The organism is Bacillus nitratireducens, from assembly GCF_036320425.1.
Taxonomy (GTDB): Bacteria; Bacillota; Bacilli; order Bacillales; family Bacillaceae_G; genus Bacillus_A; species Bacillus_A nitratireducens.
Window position 1 is genome coordinate 187,851 of record NZ_JAUMJO010000004.1, and the last position, 19,792, is coordinate 207,642.

Genomic DNA, 19,792 nt, shown 5'->3' on the forward strand with positions numbered 1-19,792 from the left:
TTTCTTATGTGAAATATGTTCCAAAATTGGAGATAGATTAGTTTGCAAATGAGGAAATAAAGGATTATAGTTTGTGGAGTCATAATTAGTGGATGAGCCTTGGGAGAAAACAGGAAATGTTACAAATTTATTTTGTTAAATAGAAACCAAGGTCAAAATGTTTAGAAAGAAATAGTTGAATAAATAAAAGTTACAAATTATAATTACTAATATTCTTCATATAGTTAAACAAATAAAATCTATTTGAAGAAGAAAAATTGAATAGAGAGACAGACTTATACAAAATAAGCCTTGGATGATCAAAAGAGGTGGAGAGATGCAACAATTTTTATTAAAGAGTAAACGAGTATTAAGTAATCATTTTGGATTTTTCGTATTTGCCGTTATTTTACTTTGGTTAAAAACATATGCAGCATATGTGACAGAATTTAATTTAGGGATATCGAACACAATCCAAAAATTCTTACTGTTTTTCAACCCGTTAAGCTCAGCAGTTCTATTTTTAGGTCTAGCATTATTTGCAAAAGGGAAACGAGCTTACATTTGGTTAATTGTTATTAATTTGTTAATGTCTATACTTTTATACGCAAACGTAGTATATTATCGCTTTTTCAGTGACTTTATTACGTTCCCGACATTAACACAAACGAATAACTTTGGGGATTTAGGTGGTAGTATTTTTGCATTGCTACACTTATATGATCCACTATATTTCTTAGATACGATCATTCTAATTGTTTTAGTCGCAACGAAATTTGTAAATCCTAAACCAATCCGTGTTGCGAAGCATAAATTATCTCTAGTATTCGTAGCAGGTATTTTATTCTTTAGCGTTAACTTAGGTCTTGCAGAATCTGACCGTCCTGAATTGCTAACTAGAACGTTTGACCGCAATTATATCGTGAAATATTTAGGGGCGTACAACTTTACGATTTATGACGGTATTCAAAGTGCGAAAGCATCAACCGAACGAGCATTAGCTGATGGAGATAATATGACAGAAGTTAGAAACTATCTTTCATCAACGTATGCAAGTCCAAATCCTGAGTATTTTGGTAAAGGAAAAGGAATGAACGTAATTTATATTCATTTAGAGTCATTCCAAAACTTTTTACTAAACTACAAATTAAATGGTCAAGAAGTTACACCGTTCTTAAACTCATTTACAAAAGATGCGAATACGTTATACTTTGATAACTTCTTCCATCAAACAGGACAGGGTAAAACATCTGATGCTGAGTTCATGTTAGAGAACTCAATGTTTGGATTACCGCAAGGATCTGTTTTTACAAATAAAGCTAATAACACATATCAATCAGCACCAGCTATTTTAGGTCAACAAGGATATACATCAGCAGTGTTCCACGGTAACTACAAAACGTTTTGGAACCGTGATGAAATTTATAAATCATTTGGTTTTAATAAATTCTTTGATGCGTCATACTATGACATGAACGAAAAAGATGTAGTAAACTATGGTTTAAAAGATAAACCGTTCTTTAATGAATCGATTCCGTTATTACAAACGTTAAAACAACCGTTCTATACGAAGTTCATTACGTTATCGAACCATTTCCCTTATCCTATTGATAAAGCGGAAGCAACGATTGAACCAGCTAAAACAGGTGATTCATCAGTAGATACGTACTTCCAAACAGCACGCTATTTAGATGAGTCTGTGAAAGGATTCATTGATTACTTGAAACAATCTGGTTTATACGATAACTCAATTATCGTTATGTACGGTGACCATTACGGTATTTCAGATAATCATAGCGCAGCAATGTCTCAAATAATGGGTAAAGAAATGAACTCATTTGAAAATGCTCAATTACAACGTGTACCTTTAATCATTCGCGTACCAGGAATGGAAGGCGGCGTACAACATCAGTACGGCGGAGAAATTGACGTTCTTCCAACGTTATTACACTTACTAGGTACAGATACGAAAAATTATGTCCAATTCGGATCAGATTTATTATCACCAGAGCATAAACAAGTCGTTCCGTTCCGTAACGGTAACTACGTAAGCCCAACAGTTACTGCACTTAACGGCAAATACTATGATACAGCGACTGGGAAACCTGTAGAATTTACAGATGAAATAAAACAAAATGAACAAATGGTTCAAAAATCACTAAAATACTCCGATCAAGTTGTTAACGGTGACTTATTACGATTCTACACACCAGAAGGATTTACACCAGTAGATCGTTCTAAATATAACTATAACAATCGTGATAAAAGTAAAGCGAAGGTGAAGACGACTGAAGTCGAGGAAACGAAATAAATAATAAAAAACCCTACTCGTATAGAAAACGAGTAGGTTTTTTTGTTTTAAGATATACTTTCGGATTTTTGGATTGCTACTTTTTTAGGCATAAAACATGCAATAATCAAAGCTATAAAGGATAAGACTAACATAAATACGTAGGCATCACTTGAGCTGAAGATAGAAGCTAATTTCGTTACTTGCATAGCTGATACGCTTCCGTTCTCACTAGATAACTGCAAAGTATGTGCAGTGGATTGAATAGTATACACAGTGATAATGACTGCTGTTCCAATAGCACCTGCTAATTGGCGAATTGTATTATTTACTGCTGAACCATGTGAACCCAGTTCTCTTGGTAAAGCATTTAAGCCTGCTGTATTTAAAGGCATCGAAATGAAACTTAATCCAATTCGTAGAATAATGGTACGAACCATTAAATACATATAAGCTGTGGATTCGGTCAAACCAATTACACCCCACATCGAAATAATGATACATATTAATCCAGTAATGAATAGTGGTTTTGCGCCGTACTTATCAAACATTTTCCCTGTGATAGGTGATAAGAAGGCATTAATCACAGCTCCAGGTAATAGAAGTAAACCTGATTCAAATGCAGTAAAACCTCGTCCATTTTGCAAGTAAATCGGTAAAAGAATTAAATCTGCATACATAATCATCGTAATGAGTACGTTAATGACTGATGTAAGGGTGAAAATTTTATATTTAAATACGGATAAATTTAATAGTGGATCGCTAGACTTTATTTGACGTAAACAGAATAGAGTTGTAACGATTATTCCGATGATAATTGTAGTAATAACAACTGGATGATCCCATCCTTTGCTTCCTGCACTACTAAATCCGAATATAACACAACCAAAGCCAATCGTTGATAAAATGACACTTATGATATCTAATTTTGCATTTGTTGTCTCAGCAACATTCATCAAATATTTAAGTGCGAGAATAATAACAATGCATACAAATGGAGCTAATCCAATAAATAGCCATCTCCATGATACATATTCAATGATAAAGCCAGATAATGTTGGAGCGATGGCTGGCGCAAAAATTATGGCGAAACCGATGGTTCCCATAATGCTTCCACGCTTTTCACTAGGGTACAAATATAAAATAACAGTCATCATTAGTGGCATAATAATTCCTGCTCCAACTGCTTGAATCATTCTTCCTGTTAACAGAGTGCCAAAATTCATGGCACATGCACAAAGAACAGTACCAATAAACAAAGAGAGCATCGAGCTAATAAATAGCTGCCTTGTTGTAAATCGTTTCATTAAAAATGCAGTAATTGGCACGAGAACACCATTTATGAGCATAAATCCTGTCGATAGCCATTGCACTGTAGCAGCCGTAACATCAAATACTTCCATTAAATTACTCATTGCCACATTTAATAGAGTCTGATTTAATGTTGATAAAAAACAGCCGGATATGAGGACAACTAATATAATTTTTTTATTTCTTTCAGATATTTCCTTTTGCATTCGTAAACTCCTTCGTTGTCACCTTGATTTATCGACAATGTGTCGATAAAATTAATGGTAACAAAATAAATTTTCTTTGACCATGAACAGTTTTGTTGAAAATGTTCACTACTCGACATAGAAGATGTGCACTGTCGAGTAAGTAAAGAGAAAATCTATAAAGGAGTTCCAAAATGTCTACAACTAAAAAAGAAGATCCTCGTACAGTACGTTCAAGAGAAATGTTTAAAAATGCTGTTTTTTCTCTCCTATGTGAGAATCCTAGTATTTCAAGCTTAACAGTTCAGAAAGTAGCAACAACGGCAGGATTAAATCGAACAACATTTTACTTACATTATCAAGACATTCAAGATTTACTAGACCAAATCACTAATGAGATTTTAAATGAGCTTTCTAATAAAATTGTTGATTTAATACATGCAAAAGATTTATCAGAAAAACAAAAGCTAATACAATTGCTTGATTATTTATATAACCACCGAAATTATTTATTTATATTATTTAAAATGAATCAATTTGAGGAGCAACTATTTTTATTTTTAAAGCAATTAATAGAAACGAGAAGAGAGAATACGAAAAAGGATTTACCAGACGAATATGTTGCAGTTGATATTAAAACAGCTTCATTAGTAGGTATCATCATGTGGTGGATAAGGAATGGACTTCACTTTAGTTCAGATTATATCGCAAATCAAATTTATTTCATGTACAGAGGGTAATGAGTTGAAAATATTTTATGTATCGACACATTGTATTATTAAGTGCGACACCTAAAGAAAAAAGCCCATATCGCTTCGTATAAAGTAGAAGTTATCACATCACTTACTCATACAGAAAACTGCCCATGAAGGTTTTCAGGAAGAACTGTCGCACTTAGATTGACAAAGTGTCTTTAAAATAAAAAATCGTATTGTATAATTTCATATGCCGCATGTATATAGTAAAATTTTTAAATGAAAGTACAATCATTGCACTGTGCATAAACAAGAATTTGGACTTAATTTTAGAAGAGATACAAGATAAGATATTAATAGAAAGCGATTTCAAACTCTAATTTTGCAAAGTTAGTATCTATACTTGCAATTCTATTTAAGAACAAGTATAGAAAGGGTGTATATCATATATGATATTAGATAATCGAAGTATAAGTATTTTACAGCAAATTATTCAAGCAGATAGCTATGTTTCTGTATCTCAATTAATGGAAGTCATACAAGTTTCAAAGCGAACAATTTATTATGATATGAAGAAAATAGAAGATTGGTTAGTTGCAGAGGATTTAAATTCATTTGAATATATTCGCCCTTTAGGCTACTGTTTTGATAATGAAACGAAGCAAAGAGTAATAAAAAAGTTAAATGGATTTACAACAAGCCAATATGAATATTCTCCACAAGAACGAAAAATATTGCTGGTTCTTTATTTACTAACAATGGAGAAAAGGATTCTATTAGAAGACTTAATAGAACTTGTGCAAGTCAGTCGTAATACTGCTCTTGCTGACTTGAAAAAAATAAAAGCAGAGTTAGTGAAGTTTAAGCTCTCTTTAAACTTTGATCGTAAACATGGCTACAATATTAAAGGGAATGAACATGGAAAACGAAATATATTAATTTTAAATCTTTCACAAATAATTTCAAAGCATGGATGGGAATATTTAACATCTCATGTGAAATACATTACGAATGATGATAAAAGTGTAAAAGGTAATAAAGATCACGAGGAACTTCTTATAATAAAAAATATTTTATCAAATTGTGAGGAGCTTTTAGGGGTCCAGTACACAGATGAGGTACTTGAAAGTTTAAGCGTTTACATGTATTTATTCCGCAATCGTATTGTAAATGGAAAATGTGTTGAGATGGAAGATGCTGAAAAGGATGTACTAAGAGAAACAAACCAATTTGAGGCAGCAAAATATATTGCAAAACAGTTTGAAAGAGTATTTTTCGTGGATTTTCCAATAGATGAAATTTATTATATTACGACTCATTTGTTAGGAGCAAAAGTAAATGCTCAACAAAAAGACTTTGAAAAAAGTGAGATTGATGGAATACATTCAATGGTCGGATATATGATAAAGGATTTTCAACATTATGCTTGTGTTATATTTCAAGATTTTAAAGGACTTGCTTCGGACCTATATCTGCATATGAAACCGGCATATTATCGTGTAAAGTACGGGATTGAAATAGAAAATCCATTACTTTATACAATCCAGCAAAATTATGAAGAAGTATATACTCTTACAAAAAAAGTAATTCATCATTTTGAAGAATATGTTGGAAAAACAGTTTCAGATGATGAAATGGCATATATTACTATGCACTTTGGTGCTTGGATGAGGAAAGAGGGAATCGTTCCCAGTCCAAGAAAAACCGCGCTACTTGTTTGTCCAAATGGTATTGGTACATCACGTATGTTGCAGTACCAATTAGACCAAGTGTTTTCAAGTGTAGATATTTTAAAAGCCATTTCAAAGCGGGAATATGAATCAAATACATTTGATGTAGATTGTATTATTACTACAACTGAACTGGAGAAGGGGAAAATTCCTATCTTTATGGTAAATCCAATTTTGACCGATTCCGAAAAAGCATCGTTACTACGAAAAGTCAATGTAGCTTTATATGGCGAAAATCAAAATGATTCAGTTGATATGATGATGGCTATTATCCAAAAATATACAGACGTTTTAGATGAAAAATCTTTGAAAAATGAATTGAGAGAGTTTATGAGTGGCCCGGTACATATTGATAAGGAGGAGAAATATAAGCCTATGTTAAACGAGCTATTAACTAGAGAATTTATAGAGCTTGAGAATCACGTTGAGACGTGGGAGGAAGCAATTCGTGTTGCTTCGGAACCTTTATTACAAAGTGGACATATTTCTGAAGAATATATTTCTGAAATGATTGCGAATGTAAAGAAGTTAGGCCCGTATATTGTAATTGCACCCAAAATCGCTATACCTCATGCTCGTCCAGAAGCAGGTGTCAAAAAATTAGGGATGAGTTTATTACAACTAAAAGAGGGTGTGTTATTTTCAGAAAAACAAGAGCATGCTGTAAATTTAATTATTGTATTAGCAGCTATAGATAACGAGACACATTTGAAGGCATTGGCACAATTAAGTGAGATGTTATCTGAACCAACGAACATAGAAATGTTAATGCATTCAAATTCAAAAGATAAAATGCTAGAAATGATAGCTAAATATTCTAATTAAAGGGGAGATTGAAATGAAAAAAGTATTAGTTGTATGTGGAAATGGATTAGGAAGTAGTTTTATTATAGAAATGAATGTAAAGAAAATATTAACTGAACTTGGTATGCAAGCCGAAGTTTCTCATACTGATTTAGCATCAAGTAAATCAGAACAAGCAGATCTATATTTAGGTGCGAAAGATATCATTTGCAACCTTGAAGATGGTACTCGCACAGTTGCTGGATTAACAAACATTCTAGATTTAAATGAAATTAAAGAAGCATTACAAAAACACCTGATGTAGAAACGGTGAAAGGGGAGTAGTGCTATGTTTGATTTAATAATGAAGGATATTTTGGGACAGCCTGCAATATTAGTTGGATTGTTTGCTATGTGTGGTTTACTATTGCAAAAAAAGAATTTTGCAGATACAGTTTCAGGAACATTAAAAACAATTATGGGCTTCGTCGTTTTAGGAGGCGGAGCCACTATATTAATAGGGGCTTTAGATGTTTTTGGTAAAATATTTGATAAAGCATTTCATATTAAAGGGATTATTCCAAATAACGAAGCTGTTGTTGCGATAGCACAGCAAACTTTAGGAACAGAAACGGCATTAATTATGGTATTTGGGATGATTGCTAATTTACTAATTGCACGATTTACAAGATTTAAATATGTATTTTTAACTGGTCATCATACGCTTTTCATGGCATGTTTAATTTCAGCTGTATTTTCAACTACAGGGATGAAAGGCGCTTCACTAGTTATTAGTGGGTCTATTATTTTAGGATTACTTATGGTCATTTTTCCAGCTCTACTTCAACCGTATGTTAGAAAAATTACGGGAATGGATGATATCGCAATTGGCCATTTCGGTTCAGTTGGGTATTTAGCAGCAGGATTTGTTGGTAGTAAATTTGGAAATAAGGAAAAATCTACAGAACAAATTAAAGTACCGAAGTCATTAGGATTTTTACGTGATACATCAGTTTCTATGTCATTAACAATGGCTGTGTTATTCTTTATTGTTGCACCATTTGCTGGGAAAAACTTTATCGAAACAGAATTAAGTAATGGACAAAATTATCTCGTGTATTCATTCATGCAAGCAATTACATTCGCTGCGGGTGTATATATTATTCTAGCTGGTGTCCGTATGTTGATTGCAGAAATTGTCCCTGCATTTAAAGGGATAGCAGATAAACTTGTACCAAATGCCAAACCAGCATTAGATTGTCCAACAATCTTCCCATTCGCGCCAAATGCAGTTATTATTGGCTTTTTAACAAGTTTTATTGCTGGATTACTATCTATGTTTATTCTTCCGTTTATCGGATTAAGTGTAATAGTGCCAGGATTAATCCCTCATTTCTTCACAGGGGCAACAGCTGCTGTATTTGGAAATGCAACTGGAGGAAGACGAGGAGCAATACTTGGAGCTTTTGTAAATGGATTATTAATCTCATTCCTACCAGCTATATTACTACCTATATTAGGTGGATTAGGATTTGAAAATACAACATTCGGTGATTCCGACTTTGCTGTTGTTGGTATTTTAATTAGTGAAATTGCGAAATTGCTAGGGAATGTTTTCTAAATAATAGAGCATAAAAAGACTTGAATTCTAATTATGAATTCAAGTCTTTTTATTTAAATATTAATGTGTAAGAAAGTGAGGGGATTTGAATAAAAGAAATAGGGAGTGGTTTGAAAAAAATGTGTTATGATTGTTTGTAAAATCTTTTGATTTTCCTTGAGGATCAATATTGAAACAGAAAAGTATATTTTCAAAATAGGATAAAATAAAAGGAGTCTATGCATGAATTTTCAAAACGAAAAAATATCATTACATTTAGAGGTTGTAAATTACCAATATAAAGATGCAAAAGAAGAGTGTGATAGAAATTGGTTAAGAGTAAAAGCGAAACTATCAGAAGAAAATAAAGTTTTTGAAACGATGGATCCTTTTTTACAAACATCCGACTTACAGTACATGATAAAATGGTTTCAATCATTACCAAACCCTACATATAACGAACTAGATTTCATCGAGCCGAATTTAGCGTTTGAATTTATGGGGGAAAAATCAGGGGAGTTTAACATTGTTATTCGCTTATCGCTGGAACTTAACCCCGCATGGTGTAAGGAAGAAGAGTACGAATTTTCTATCGGTATAACTCAAGATGATAGGGAGAATATTATTCGTTCTATTGAAGAGCAACAAAGGAAATTCCCAAAACGATAATAAAAAGACTTGATAACCTACTAGAGGAAATCAAGTCTTTTTTATTAAATACGATTATCATGCCAGAAGTTTAATGGGAAGTGTTCGTTCTCATGGTAGGCTTCTAATTCATATCCTCTTTCTTTCAGTCCTTTAATAATTCCAGGTACTGCTTTAACTGATTGTGGATGAATATCGTGCATAAGGATAACTTCTGTTGGATTTGTAGCACCAGCTAGAACGTTTTCTACGATTTTAGCTGAAGCAGCGTCAACTGGCATTTTGTTGTATTTCCAGTCTAATGAATCAATTGTCCAATCCCATACTTTTAAACCATTCTCAACAACTTTGTTTCGAAGAGCTTCATTTAACCCTGGCATTGAGCCGTAAGATGGACGAGTTAATACTGGTGATTTGCCTAGAACTCCAGCGATTAAGCCTTGGTCTTCTTTCATTTCATCAACGTAATGACCTTCTGTGTAAAGTTTCTTGTAGTTATGAGTCATACTGTGCATCCCAACATAGTGGCCTTCAGCATCTTCACGTTTTACAAGATCAGGGAAAGCTTTTACGTTTGAACCAATTAGGAAGAATGTTGCTTTTGCATTTTCACTCTTTAACATATCTAAAAGTTCAGCTGTGTATTTTCCAGGACCATCGTCAAATGTTAAGTAAGCGACTTTTCTAACTTGCCCGTTATATTGCTTTGGAGCTTCTTTCGGTGCAAGGGACGTTTGAATTTCACTTACAAGTTGAACAGATTTCGCTTCATTCTCTGTACTTGCTAGAGCGATATGTGTTGATCCGTAAGCAGCTTCGTATGTAAATAATACCCCAGCGCAAATCAACAGAGCCCTTTTCACTAAAGTTGTCATCCGAATTCCATTGTGCATAATTTTCCTACTCTCTATAAAAGTTCTACTCTACTATATTAGCAATTTTAGAGGGGGAAATGCAAAAAAACTTTTTTACAAGCGCAAAAAAGTTTGTTGAAAAGTATGCAAGATTTTACTGTTTTGCAGGTTTGAAAAAATGAAACAAGAATTAAGTGAATGGAACTGCATGTAAAATGGTTCATTCATGTTTTTTGTTTTAGAAAGGGAGGATAAGTATGAAAAAATTAGCTTGTTTACATGCTCATCATTCAAATATTGAATACATTGACCGAGTGTTGCAATCTTTTGAAATAGAAATACTCCATTTTGTAGATCCAATCTTATCACACAGACTAAAAATAGAACGAGAACAAGCACGAAATAATTTAAAAGATATTATAAAGTATATAGCTGAAAGTGATATAGATACACTTTTAATAACTTGTACAGATTATATCACGTTATTAGATGAGAATTTTAAAATAGACATACCTATATTGAAAATTGATGAGCCATTCTTTAAAATGATTTGTCAGGTTGAAGAGTCACAGACCATACTATTTACAAATAACCGTACTGTTTCAGGAACGATGGAACGTTTAAGACTATACGCTCAGCAGAATAATAAATCCATACAGGTAAAAGTAGAAGTGATAGAGGGGATATTTGATTTAATTATGCAAGGTCGTAAAGAAGAGCATGATGCTAAATTAGAACAGTATTTATATGAAATTATGAAAGATAGAAACGAAATGCTTTCAGTTGCACAATTATCAATGGTAGACGCTGCTACAAGGGTAGAAAATATAATAGGAAGGAACATAATAAATCCGTTGCATGCGCTAGTGGAATATTGTATACAAAGTGTCAATGAACAACCGTGTGAAAAATAAAGAAGAGGATGTTTTTTGTTTTAAAGAACATCAATAAAAATTTCACATACCGTATTTAAAAAATAAATATAGGAAAACCAAAAAATAATGTAGAATATATCGTACATACATATATGAAGTCAACATAAAACATAAAAGAGGTGGGCATATGTTACTTGAAGAAGTAATGCAGCAACTAGAAGAGTATGGGACAGAACAAACTCGTAAGACGTATAGAAACCACGGAGCGAAAGAGCCGTTATTTGGAGTTAGTTTTGCGAATTTAAAATTGTTAAAAAAGAAGATAAAAAAAGATCATGATTTAGCAATTTCATTATGGGAAACAAAAAATATGGATGCAATGACTTTAGCGACAATGATTTTAGATCCGAAGAAACTAACATCAGAACAGCTAAATAGGTGGGTTCAGGATGTTGATTATTATTGTTTAATGGACGTTCTTATGACAGCTATATGTACGTCGCCAATCGCGATAGAAAGAATGGAAGAATGGACAAAGTCTGATGATGAATGGATTGGAAGAGCTGGTTGGTCATTATTAGCGAATATTGCAATAAAAAATAAAACGTTAGACAATGACTTCTTCTTACCGTATTTAGAGGGGATTAAAGTTCATATACATAATGAAAAAAACAGAAAAAGAGAAGCAATGAATAGTGCATTAATTGCAATAGGGATTCGAAATGAAGCTTTAGAGCAACAAGCAATTGAAAGTGCACGTGAAATTGGAAAAGTAGAAGTTGATCATGGTGCAACGTCATGCAAAACTCCAGATGCAGAACCATATATTAAAAAGGCACGAGAAAGAGCTGAAAAAAGGAAAGTAAAATAAGAAGGGGTAAGATTATGAAACCAATTGAAGCGGCACAAAGCATAATTACATCACAATTTTCGAATTGTGATGTTGCTTTACTAGGGGGAAGTAATGCTAGAGGAGAGGCTACGAAAACATCTGACCTTGATATTGTAATATTCGATCAAAGTTTGTCATCTTGTTATAGAGAATCTTTCTATAGTTATGGTTGGCCTGTTGAAGTATTCGTACATAATTTAGAAACGTATAAAACCTTTTTTAAAATGGATTGTGATCGCGGGAGACCTTCGTTACCACAATTAGTTTCAGAGGGAATTGCATTAAAAGGGGAAAATGAAATTGTTGAGAAATTAAAAAAAGAAGCGAATGATTTACTAAATAAAGGACCAGCAAAATGGACCGAAGAAACGATGAAGCAGAAGCGATATTTTATTACGGATACTTTGGATGATTTCATTGGTGCAACAAAGAGAGAAGAAGAATTATTTATCGCCAATTTATTAGCTGATTTAATACATGAATATGTATTAAGGGTAAATGGACAATGGCTTGGAAATTCAAAATGGTTTATTAGAGTGTTAAAAAGATATGACGAACAATATGCAGACCAATTTGTAGCAGCTTTTGATCATTTTTATAAAACAGGAGATAAAAATGAATTAATTAGTTTTATAGAAAAAACGCTAGATCAGTATGGAGGAAGAGTGTTCGAAGGGTTTTCTATCGGGAAATGAAAAGGGGATAGCAAAATGAATGTACCATTCGTTCAATTAAGAGAATTGACACTAGACGATGTAGAAGACCGATATCAATGGTCATTAGATAAAGAAGTAACAAAACATTTAGTTGTACCAGATCAATATCCACCGTTCACTCGTGAAGATACGAGAAGATGGATTGAAGTATGCATAAGTCGAGAGAATGGTTATGAACAACGAGCTATCGTTACAAAGGAAGGTTTACACATTGGATGGATAGACCTGAAAAACTTTGATCAAACAAATAAAAATGCTGAACTAGGGATTGCCATTGGAAATAAAGAATACTGGGGTAAAGGATATGGAATGGCAGCACTATACAGTATGTTACAAATTGGCTTTTCTGTATTCGAATTAGAAAAAATATGGCTACGAGTAGACGAAGATAATTTACAAGCTAAAAAGAGTTATGAAAAAGCAGGATTTGTTTGTGAAGGAATAATGAGAAATGATAGATTACGTCATGGTAAATTCATTCATCGCTATCGTTATAGTATGTTAAAAGAAGAATATCAATCTTCATTTAATAGTCTATAAAAATATTATGTAAACTTAAAGGGGATGGGAAAAATGATTCGATTACTTACGAAAGAAGATGCAGAAAAATATTGGGGCTTACGTTTACAAGCATTACAAGTAAATCCAGAGGCATTTGTAACAACTTATGAAGAGGCGATTCGCCAGGAAAATCCTATTAAGCGAGTGGAAAGTAATTTAACAGCTACTACTAGTTGTACATTTGGTGCATTTAATGAAGAAAATCATTTAGTTGGAGTTGTCACTTTACTAACAGAAGAGAGAGCGGCGTATAAACATAAAGGTCATATCGTTGCGATGTATGTAGATGCACAAAATAGACGTAATGGACTGGCACGTGAGTTAATTGCAAATGCAATTCAAAGAGCGAGAGAAATAAAACTTGAGCAATTGAACTTAGGTGTTGTATCTACAAACGAACCAGCAAAAAGATTATATGGATCAATGGGCTTTAAAACTTACGGAATTGAAAAGAGAGCTTTAAAGATAAATGGTGTGTATAGTGATGACGAATATATGGTGTTGTTCCTTTAAAGAATACATATATAATAAAAATTTTGAATTTTAATTATATTTATTTTGTTGTATAGTATAACAAGAAACTAAACAAGGGGTTTTATAATGAAAGCTATTGCAGTAGGGATATTGGCATCGTTTTTCTTTGCCTTTACCTTTGTGTTAAACCGGTCGATGGACTTAGGAGGCGGGAGTTGGATTTGGAGTGCATCATTACGGTATTACTTTATGGTTCCAATGCTACTACTTATTGTTCTGTATAGAGGGAACTTAAAACAACTCTTTCAATATATGAAAAGTAATCCGAAAGAATGGTTGTTATGGAGTATTGTTGGATTTGGTCTCTTTTATGCACCGCTTAGTTTCGCGGGTGCGTTTGGACCGGGGTGGCTTGTCGCTTCGACTTGGCAAATTACAATAGTTGCAGGGATTTTGTTAACACCATTTTTTGCGGTAGACCCATTACATAAAAAACTACCAATGAAGGAATTAGTAATGTCAGGCATTATTTTATTCGGTGTTGTTCTTATGCAAGTAGAACACGCTTCTTCTTTAGGGATTCGTGAAACCATTTTATGTGTAGTTCCTGTACTCATTGCTGCGTTTGCATATCCACTTGGAAATAGAAAAATGATGCAAGTATGTAAGGGCGAATTAGATGTCTTCCAACGAGTTCTCGGTATGACATTAGCAAGTTTACCATTTTGGTTTTTACTTTCGGGTTATGAAGTATCTACAAGCGGTTTACCGTCAAGTAGTCAAGTTTTTCAATGTTTTATTGTAGCGATTAGTTCAGGTTTAATTGCTACAGTATTATTCTTCTTTGCGACAGATCTTGTAAAAGATGATCCGCAAAAATTAGCAACAGTCGAGGCGACACAGTCTGGTGAAGTTTTATTTGCATTAGTAGGAGAGCTGATCTGGTTATCGGCTCCAATTCCGTCTTCTTTATCGTGGGTTGGAATGAGTCTTGTAATTGTCGGAATGATACTTCATAGTTATGTAGCTGTAGTTGTGAAAAAAGAAGAGAAAATAACGGCGTAAGAAGATTAGCTCTTTTTCAATAAAGAGCTAATCTTTTTTCATGAGAAAGGATGGAGATAGGATGTTACAACGTGTTGAGCATTTAGAAATAGATCCCATTAAAAAAGTATTAAAGCATGCAATCGGTCCGAGTGAAGCAAGCTTATTTAAAGCAGTTTCAATGTATAAAAATGATCAGGCGGTGCTATATAAATATGGGAATAAGGGTTGCATAGGTATAGTGCTAATTCATACAAATAGAGCGAGAGTGTGTCACATAGCTGTTGATGAAAAATATCGCAATCAAGGAATTGCACTTCAAATGATTAAAGAAATAATTAAGGAATATGAGTTAACATATATTGAGGCTGAGACAGATACAGAGGCAGTCGAATTTTACAAGAAATGTAACTTTAAGATTGAAAGCTTGGGAGAGAAATACCTAGGAGTAGAGAGGTTTTATTGTTATTTAGAGAATGAATAAAATAAATAGCTCATCATTTGTGATGGGATATTTCGTATTAGTATAAATTAAGATTGCTAGATTGAAAGTTTTTCATTGCGTTTACCTTACTATATTTATTTCGAATTAATATACCATAATTTAACTGTTTCCGATATGATAAAAACGATAGACGTATAGTAATCGAAATGATTAAGTTAAAAATTAAGAAAAATATGATAATATATGTATGTATTAGTTTAAAGCAAAATGGGGGAACGATCGTGAAAATGAATGCAATAGTGGCGAGTACACAACTTCCAAATACAATCGAAACAATTACAAATGATTTAAACGCATTAGGGATAGAAAAAGGAATGACAGTTATTGTTCATTCATCATTAAGTTCGATCGGTTGGATATCTGGTGGGGCAGTTGCCGTAGTAGAAGCGTTAATGAAAGTTGTTACAGAAGAAGGAACGATAATTATGCCAACCCAATCTTCGGATTTATCCGATCCAAAACATTGGTCAAGACCACCTGTACCAGAAGAATGGTGGCAAATTATCCGGGATAACGTCCCAGCATTTGACCCACGTATAACACCAACAAGGGCAATGGGAAAAGTAGTTGAATGTTTTCGTACATATCCAAATGTATTGCGCAGTAATCATCCGCTCAGTAGTTTTGCAGCATGGGGGAAACATGCAGAGGAAATTATAGCGAATCATTCACTTTCCATAAGTTTTGGGGAAGAATCGCCCTTACGAAAAATATATGATTTAGATGGATACATATTATTACTTGGTGTCGGATATGACTCCAATACGTCCATACATTTATCTGAGGTACGTACAGGTGCACGGGAGTTAATAAAGGTAGGAGCGCCTATTATAGAAGAAGGTGTAAGAGTATGGAAAGAGTTCGTTGAAATGGATTATGATTCTGACACGTTTGTAGAAATTGGAGTTGAATACGAACGGAAAGGAACAGTTACGCGTGGGAAGATAGGGAATGCGACGTGCCGCTTTATGAGGCAACGTGATGCAGTTGACTTTGGAACAGAGTGGTTTCGTGCGAAAAATCAGTAAGGGATGGTTATGATGAAGGGGAAAAAAGTATTAATTACGAGCGGCGGTTGCCTAGAAAAATGGGATCAAGTACGTGGACATACAAATTTAGCAAAAGGTACGATTGGAAGAATTATTGCAGAAGAGCTAATGACAAAAGGAGCAAATGTAATATATTTGCATGGCTATTTCGCTGAGAAGCCAATGGATGTAAATAACCAATTAGAATTGCATCCATTTGAGGGGATTATTGATTTACAAGATAAGATGAAAAGTATTATTACACATGAAAAAGTTGATGCGGTTATTATGGCTGCTGCTGGCTCAGATTGGGTTGTCGAAAAAATTTGCGATCAAGATGGAAATATTCTTAATATGAACGGAAAGATTTCCAGTGACATCGCTCCAATTATTCATTTTCAAAAAGCACCAAAAGTATTAAAACAAATAAAGAGTTGGGATCCAGAAACGACACTCGTTGGCTTTAAACTGGAAAGTGACGTAAATGAAGCAGAACTCATTGAAAGAGCGAGCAAAAGGATGGAAGATGCGAAAGCGAGTGTAATGGTAGCAAATTCACCACATTCATTATATTCTCGCGGCGCTGTGCACCATGTTATTGGACAAGACGGTAATGTGAAGTTATGTAATGGGAAAGATGAAACTGCAAAAGAAATTGTCATTATGTTAGAGCATTTATGTAATCGTATCACTTCTATGTAAATTTAAGCTTTTAGAAAGAGATTCAGTCGCATAGTATGTAATGGAGTTAATATTAAATTAGTGAGGGAACTTCTCCCTTACTGATTATTAAATCGAATCAATGGAATAGGCCATTAGCTGCTCGTAAATGTGTAATACATGTTATATGCATAATGAACATTTTGTGAGGAGTGGATTTTATGGAACATTTATTGAAGCAAGCTATTAAACTTAGAAATGAAAAGAAATATGCACAGTCTAAAGAGATACTTATAGGATTAACAAATTTTACGAGGGATGCAGAAGTACTATATCAATGCGCTTGGATACATGATGTAATGGGTCTTGAAACGGAGGCAGTTCCGTATTATGAACAGGCAATTGCGAACGGACTTGATGGTGAATCCCTTTGCGGTGCATATATCGGTCTTGGCAGTACGTATCGTTGTATAGGAGAATATGATAAAGCGATTACTGTATTAGAAGCAGGGATAAAAAAGTTCCCGGAACATGACGTGATGAAAGTGTTTTTATCACTAGCAAAATATAACGTAAACGATCATGAATCCGCGATGAAATTATTGCTGGAAACGGTCGTAAAAGTAGAGGGAGTAAAAGAATTTGAACGTGCCATTTTATTTTATAAAGACCGTTTAAATGAGGTTTTTGAATAGAGGAGTGAACGTATGAATGTCACCATACCCCGGAAGAGAATGGGCGTTTGGTTTTGGCTTGTATCTTTAATTATGTTGTCAAACTATTTATTGTATACCCTTCCAATTGTACCAGCTGCTCCGAAAGAAGTAGTGCTTGGTTCGTTATTAGATTTTATGTTTGTAATTCCAGTCATCACATATTTCTTTATTATACGGAAAAGGTATTCGTTAACGTATATGTTTCCTGTAGTTATAGCAGGATACGTGTTCGCAAGATTTATAATTCCTAGTGATTATTTACAAGCTTTTTCATTTGTTTCGTATGTAATAGTTGCTGGAGAAATTTTGTTCGTATGCTTTGAACTGTTTCTGATATATAAAATTATTAGAGTTCTACCTAAAATAATAAAACGATATAAAGAATATAGAAGTGAGTATTCTTCATTTTCTTATGCGATTGATCAAGCATTTGATGATACTATGAAAAGAAGTAGGTCAGTAAATATCATTCTTACAGAGTGTAAATTATTATATTATGCTTTTTTATCGTGGCGTGTAAAAGTATCAGAAAGTGAATTCACATATTCATATCATAAAAAGACCGGTGCAATAGGTGTTTATATCATGATTATTCATGCAACTGTAATTGAAAGTATCGGTTTTCATTATTTACTTCATCAATGGAATCCAGTAATAGCTTGGATTTTACTTATCTTAAACATATATGCGATGTTTTATTTTTTAGCTGAAATACAAGCGATGCGTAAAAATCCAATTATCGTTTCGGAAGAAAAAGTAATTATTCAAATTGGATTAGGAAAGAAAATCGTTATACCATTTACACAAATTGATAACATTGCGTTTTATAAAGGCGAACCTTTAAAGAAAGAAGAAGAGAAAGAGGTTCTTGACGCAACTGTTATGGAATTTATAAAGGAACCTCCAACTTTTGAAATAACGTTAAAAGAGCCAATTAAAGCGCAGTTGATATATGGATTTTCTAAAACAGTAAGTCGTGTTCACTTAAATGTAGATGATGAACGGAATTTTTATGATGTAGTTAAGGCAAAGTTAAAACATGAGTAAAGCTCTTAAATATCATCGTGCGTTTGGTGTATACGGCATTTGTATCGAAAATAATAGCATATTAGTAATCGATAAAATTAAAGGGCCATATAAAAACCGATATGATTTACCTGGTGGTAGTTTAGAAAATGGGGAATCATTATTATCCGGACTTCATAGAGAAATTGAAGAAGAGACTGGGCTGAAAGTGAAAGTAGTAAAACAAATAGGCACAATTGACTTTCAATTTCCATCAAAATTCAAGGGATACACACATGTACATCATATCGCAGTACTGTACGGCGTTGAAAAATGCGAAAGTGAATTCATTGTACCTAAACAATTTGAAGGACAAGATTCATTAGGAGCGAGATGGATTCCTATAGAAAGCGTTACAGAAGAGAATTCATCCCCACTTGTGTGTAGTGCTGTTGAGTGGTTAAAAGAACGGGAGTTTTGTTTAGAAGTAAAGACTTATCCATCGTGGGTTATAAAATAATAATGGTATTGGAGTTCCTTCTAATTTAGAAGGGGCTTTTTTGTGGAGCAGAAATGAGATGAAATGGATTTTAACTTTAAAAACAAGAAACGAATTCACTAAACGGCTTCTTAGTGGAAAAATAAAGGGTTATAATGAAAGAACTAAAATAAAAGGGGAAATACAAAATGAGTTTCTTACGTCCAACAGGGATTGAAATTATTGAAAGGAAAATCCGATATGATGCTACAACTGTAGATCATATTTGTTTATTAATAGAAGCACAACCAGAAAAAATTGTTTTATATCATGAAGTACAGTACTCTTTTACAATGGCAGCGAACGATAAGAAGTTAACGATCCCGAAAGGAAGTTATACAGCTGCATACTACTGGAGGAATCGTCCATATAATTTATACGTTTGGAGAGATCAGGATGGGAGTTATCTAGGTTCTTATTTTAATATTGTAAGGAATACATATATAACAGATGGAGTGGTATCCTTCGAAGATTTAATCCTTGATATTATGGTACTTCCAAGTGGGGAATATTTTATATTGGATGAGGATGAATTAGATGAGCCGTTAGAACAATTTGAAGACGGATATGTAGAAAAAGCTCTTCATACAGTCAAAAATATAATTCGAGAGTCGCTTCCAAAAATCATTTTAGAAACTGCTAATATTTTTAAAAGTAAATAACGTTCATTAAAACCTAGTTGACTTATCGGAAATGTTTGTAT

21 protein-coding genes are annotated in these 19,792 nt (G+C 33.5%); 19 read left to right on the forward strand and 2 right to left on the reverse strand.

The genetic code is table 11. The features are described 5' to 3' along the window. The first annotated feature begins 316 nt into the window (after positions 1–316). On the forward strand, positions 317–2,290 hold the full coding sequence (gene ltaS, locus Q3V31_RS16455; RefSeq protein WP_001183887.1) for a lipoteichoic acid synthase: 1,974 nt from the start codon (positions 317–319) through the stop codon (positions 2,288–2,290). Between the two features lie 47 nt (positions 2,291–2,337). Here ltaS and Q3V31_RS16460 read toward each other — a convergent pair whose 3' ends face one another. After that, the gene (locus Q3V31_RS16460) at positions 2,338–3,786 is read right to left on the reverse strand and encodes a DHA2 family efflux MFS transporter permease subunit (RefSeq protein ID WP_001168356.1); all 1,449 of its coding nucleotides are present in this window, start codon (positions 3,784–3,786) and stop codon (positions 2,338–2,340) included. Positions 3,787–3,959: 173 nt separating this feature from the next. Between Q3V31_RS16460 and Q3V31_RS16465 the strand changes: the two genes are divergently transcribed. The 5 genes from Q3V31_RS16465 to Q3V31_RS16485 all read left to right on the forward strand — a co-directional run bounded on the left by Q3V31_RS16465 (position 3,960) and on the right by Q3V31_RS16485 (position 9,242). Further along, complete coding sequence (locus Q3V31_RS16465; protein ID WP_000108280.1) at positions 3,960–4,505, forward strand: TetR/AcrR family transcriptional regulator; 546 nt, start codon at positions 3,960–3,962, stop codon at positions 4,503–4,505. Positions 4,506–4,909: 404 nt separating this feature from the next. Continuing rightward, positions 4,910–7,015, forward strand: a complete 2,106-nt coding sequence (locus Q3V31_RS16470) for a BglG family transcription antiterminator (RefSeq protein WP_329765626.1) — start codon at positions 4,910–4,912, stop codon at positions 7,013–7,015. Positions 7,016–7,028: 13 nt separating this feature from the next. After that, positions 7,029–7,298, forward strand: coding sequence for a PTS sugar transporter subunit IIB (locus Q3V31_RS16475; protein WP_000757313.1), 270 nt, complete (start codon positions 7,029–7,031; stop codon positions 7,296–7,298). A gap of 24 nt (positions 7,299–7,322) precedes the next feature. Next, complete coding sequence (locus Q3V31_RS16480) at positions 7,323–8,594, forward strand: PTS ascorbate transporter subunit IIC (protein ID WP_000459912.1); 1,272 nt, start codon at positions 7,323–7,325, stop codon at positions 8,592–8,594. A 222-nt stretch (positions 8,595–8,816) separates the two neighbouring features. Beyond that, positions 8,817–9,242, forward strand: coding sequence for a WapI family immunity protein (locus Q3V31_RS16485; RefSeq protein ID WP_001010971.1), 426 nt, complete (start codon positions 8,817–8,819; stop codon positions 9,240–9,242). Between the two features lie 44 nt (positions 9,243–9,286). On the opposite strand, the gene Q3V31_RS16490 is transcribed toward Q3V31_RS16485, so the two are convergent. Then, positions 9,287–10,114 carry a peptidoglycan-N-acetylglucosamine deacetylase gene (locus Q3V31_RS16490; RefSeq protein ID WP_000551426.1) on the reverse strand — a complete coding sequence of 276 codons (828 nt, stop codon included), beginning with the start codon at positions 10,112–10,114 and terminating at the stop codon, positions 9,287–9,289. Between the two features lie 218 nt (positions 10,115–10,332). Here Q3V31_RS16490 and Q3V31_RS16495 point away from each other — a divergent pair, with 218 nt between their 5' ends. The 13 genes from Q3V31_RS16495 (at position 10,333) to Q3V31_RS16555 (ending at position 19,751) form a co-directional block, all read left to right on the forward strand. Continuing rightward, a complete protein-coding gene (locus tag Q3V31_RS16495; protein ID WP_090813572.1) occupies positions 10,333–10,989 on the forward strand; it encodes a hypothetical protein in 657 nt (218 codons plus the stop codon). A gap of 148 nt (positions 10,990–11,137) precedes the next feature. Next, positions 11,138–11,821: a DNA alkylation repair protein gene (locus Q3V31_RS16500; RefSeq protein WP_071734338.1), complete on the forward strand. Its 684-nt coding sequence runs from the start codon at positions 11,138–11,140 to the stop codon at positions 11,819–11,821. A 14-nt stretch (positions 11,822–11,835) separates the two neighbouring features. Continuing rightward, positions 11,836–12,537, forward strand: a complete 702-nt coding sequence (locus Q3V31_RS16505; protein WP_090813571.1) for a nucleotidyltransferase domain-containing protein — start codon at positions 11,836–11,838, stop codon at positions 12,535–12,537. 15 nt (positions 12,538–12,552) lie between these two features. After that, entirely contained in the window at positions 12,553–13,098 is a 546-nt protein-coding gene (locus tag Q3V31_RS16510) for a GNAT family N-acetyltransferase (protein ID WP_071734342.1), read from the forward strand. 33 nt (positions 13,099–13,131) lie between these two features. After that, positions 13,132–13,632, forward strand: coding sequence for a GNAT family N-acetyltransferase (locus tag Q3V31_RS16515; RefSeq protein ID WP_016129715.1), 501 nt, complete (start codon positions 13,132–13,134; stop codon positions 13,630–13,632). An 87-nt stretch (positions 13,633–13,719) separates the two neighbouring features. Further along, positions 13,720–14,658 (forward strand): DMT family transporter, encoded by a 939-nt coding sequence (locus tag Q3V31_RS16520; RefSeq protein WP_000643674.1) that lies wholly within the window; start codon positions 13,720–13,722, stop codon positions 14,656–14,658. 61 nt (positions 14,659–14,719) lie between these two features. Continuing rightward, a complete protein-coding gene (locus tag Q3V31_RS16525) occupies positions 14,720–15,121 on the forward strand; it encodes a GNAT family N-acetyltransferase (RefSeq protein ID WP_000941880.1) in 402 nt (133 codons plus the stop codon). 248 nt (positions 15,122–15,369) lie between these two features. Continuing rightward, positions 15,370–16,170: an AAC(3) family N-acetyltransferase gene (locus Q3V31_RS16530; protein ID WP_329765764.1), complete on the forward strand. Its 801-nt coding sequence runs from the start codon at positions 15,370–15,372 to the stop codon at positions 16,168–16,170. Positions 16,171–16,182: 12 nt separating this feature from the next. Continuing rightward, positions 16,183–16,872: a phosphopantothenoylcysteine decarboxylase domain-containing protein gene (locus Q3V31_RS16535; protein ID WP_000676690.1), complete on the forward strand. Its 690-nt coding sequence runs from the start codon at positions 16,183–16,185 to the stop codon at positions 16,870–16,872. A gap of 179 nt (positions 16,873–17,051) precedes the next feature. Continuing rightward, positions 17,052–17,525 (forward strand): tetratricopeptide repeat protein, encoded by a 474-nt coding sequence (locus Q3V31_RS16540; protein WP_071734346.1) that lies wholly within the window; start codon positions 17,052–17,054, stop codon positions 17,523–17,525. 12 nt (positions 17,526–17,537) lie between these two features. Beyond that, a complete protein-coding gene (locus tag Q3V31_RS16545; RefSeq protein WP_329765627.1) occupies positions 17,538–18,593 on the forward strand; it encodes a hypothetical protein in 1,056 nt (351 codons plus the stop codon). Continuing rightward, positions 18,586–19,071 carry an NUDIX hydrolase gene (locus Q3V31_RS16550; RefSeq protein WP_000030344.1) on the forward strand — a complete coding sequence of 162 codons (486 nt, stop codon included), beginning with the start codon at positions 18,586–18,588 and terminating at the stop codon, positions 19,069–19,071. The genes Q3V31_RS16545 and Q3V31_RS16550 overlap by 8 nt, the downstream gene beginning before the upstream one ends. 167 nt (positions 19,072–19,238) lie before the next feature. Further along, entirely contained in the window at positions 19,239–19,751 is a 513-nt protein-coding gene (locus tag Q3V31_RS16555) for a ribonuclease FAU-1 family protein (RefSeq protein ID WP_000009081.1), read from the forward strand. Positions 19,752–19,792 lie beyond the last annotated feature (41 nt).

Bases quoted from the DNA above. Each gene is read 5' to 3' on its own strand.
- Q3V31_RS16525 (WP_000941880.1), top strand. From the start codon at position 14,720: ATGTTACAACGTGTTGAGCATTTAGAAATAGATCCCATTAAAAAAGTA.
- Q3V31_RS16545 (WP_329765627.1), top strand. From the start codon at position 17,538: ATGAATGTCACCATACCCCGGAAGAGAATGGGCGTTTGGTTTTGGCTT.
- Q3V31_RS16510 (WP_071734342.1), top strand. From the start codon at position 12,553: ATGAATGTACCATTCGTTCAATTAAGAGAATTGACACTAGACGATGTA.
- Q3V31_RS16480 (WP_000459912.1), top strand. From the start codon at position 7,323: ATGTTTGATTTAATAATGAAGGATATTTTGGGACAGCCTGCAATATTA.
- Q3V31_RS16460 (WP_001168356.1), bottom strand. From the start codon at position 3,786: ATGCAAAAGGAAATATCTGAAAGAAATAAAAAAATTATATTAGTTGTC.
- Q3V31_RS16500 (WP_071734338.1), top strand. From the start codon at position 11,138: ATGTTACTTGAAGAAGTAATGCAGCAACTAGAAGAGTATGGGACAGAA.
- Q3V31_RS16550 (WP_000030344.1), top strand. From the start codon at position 18,586: ATGAGTAAAGCTCTTAAATATCATCGTGCGTTTGGTGTATACGGCATT.
- Q3V31_RS16495 (WP_090813572.1), top strand. From the start codon at position 10,333: ATGAAAAAATTAGCTTGTTTACATGCTCATCATTCAAATATTGAATAC.
- Q3V31_RS16465 (WP_000108280.1), top strand. From the start codon at position 3,960: ATGTCTACAACTAAAAAAGAAGATCCTCGTACAGTACGTTCAAGAGAA.
- Q3V31_RS16470 (WP_329765626.1), top strand. From the start codon at position 4,910: ATGATATTAGATAATCGAAGTATAAGTATTTTACAGCAAATTATTCAA.
- Q3V31_RS16540 (WP_071734346.1), top strand. From the start codon at position 17,052: ATGGAACATTTATTGAAGCAAGCTATTAAACTTAGAAATGAAAAGAAA.
- ltaS (WP_001183887.1), top strand. From the start codon at position 317: ATGCAACAATTTTTATTAAAGAGTAAACGAGTATTAAGTAATCATTTT.
- Q3V31_RS16515 (WP_016129715.1), top strand. From the start codon at position 13,132: ATGATTCGATTACTTACGAAAGAAGATGCAGAAAAATATTGGGGCTTA.
- Q3V31_RS16490 (WP_000551426.1), bottom strand. From the start codon at position 10,114: ATGCACAATGGAATTCGGATGACAACTTTAGTGAAAAGGGCTCTGTTG.
- Q3V31_RS16520 (WP_000643674.1), top strand. From the start codon at position 13,720: ATGAAAGCTATTGCAGTAGGGATATTGGCATCGTTTTTCTTTGCCTTT.
- Q3V31_RS16530 (WP_329765764.1), top strand. From the start codon at position 15,370: ATGAATGCAATAGTGGCGAGTACACAACTTCCAAATACAATCGAAACA.
- Q3V31_RS16485 (WP_001010971.1), top strand. From the start codon at position 8,817: ATGAATTTTCAAAACGAAAAAATATCATTACATTTAGAGGTTGTAAAT.
- Q3V31_RS16555 (WP_000009081.1), top strand. From the start codon at position 19,239: ATGAGTTTCTTACGTCCAACAGGGATTGAAATTATTGAAAGGAAAATC.
- Q3V31_RS16535 (WP_000676690.1), top strand. From the start codon at position 16,183: ATGAAGGGGAAAAAAGTATTAATTACGAGCGGCGGTTGCCTAGAAAAA.
- Q3V31_RS16475 (WP_000757313.1), top strand. From the start codon at position 7,029: ATGAAAAAAGTATTAGTTGTATGTGGAAATGGATTAGGAAGTAGTTTT.
- Q3V31_RS16505 (WP_090813571.1), top strand. From the start codon at position 11,836: ATGAAACCAATTGAAGCGGCACAAAGCATAATTACATCACAATTTTCG.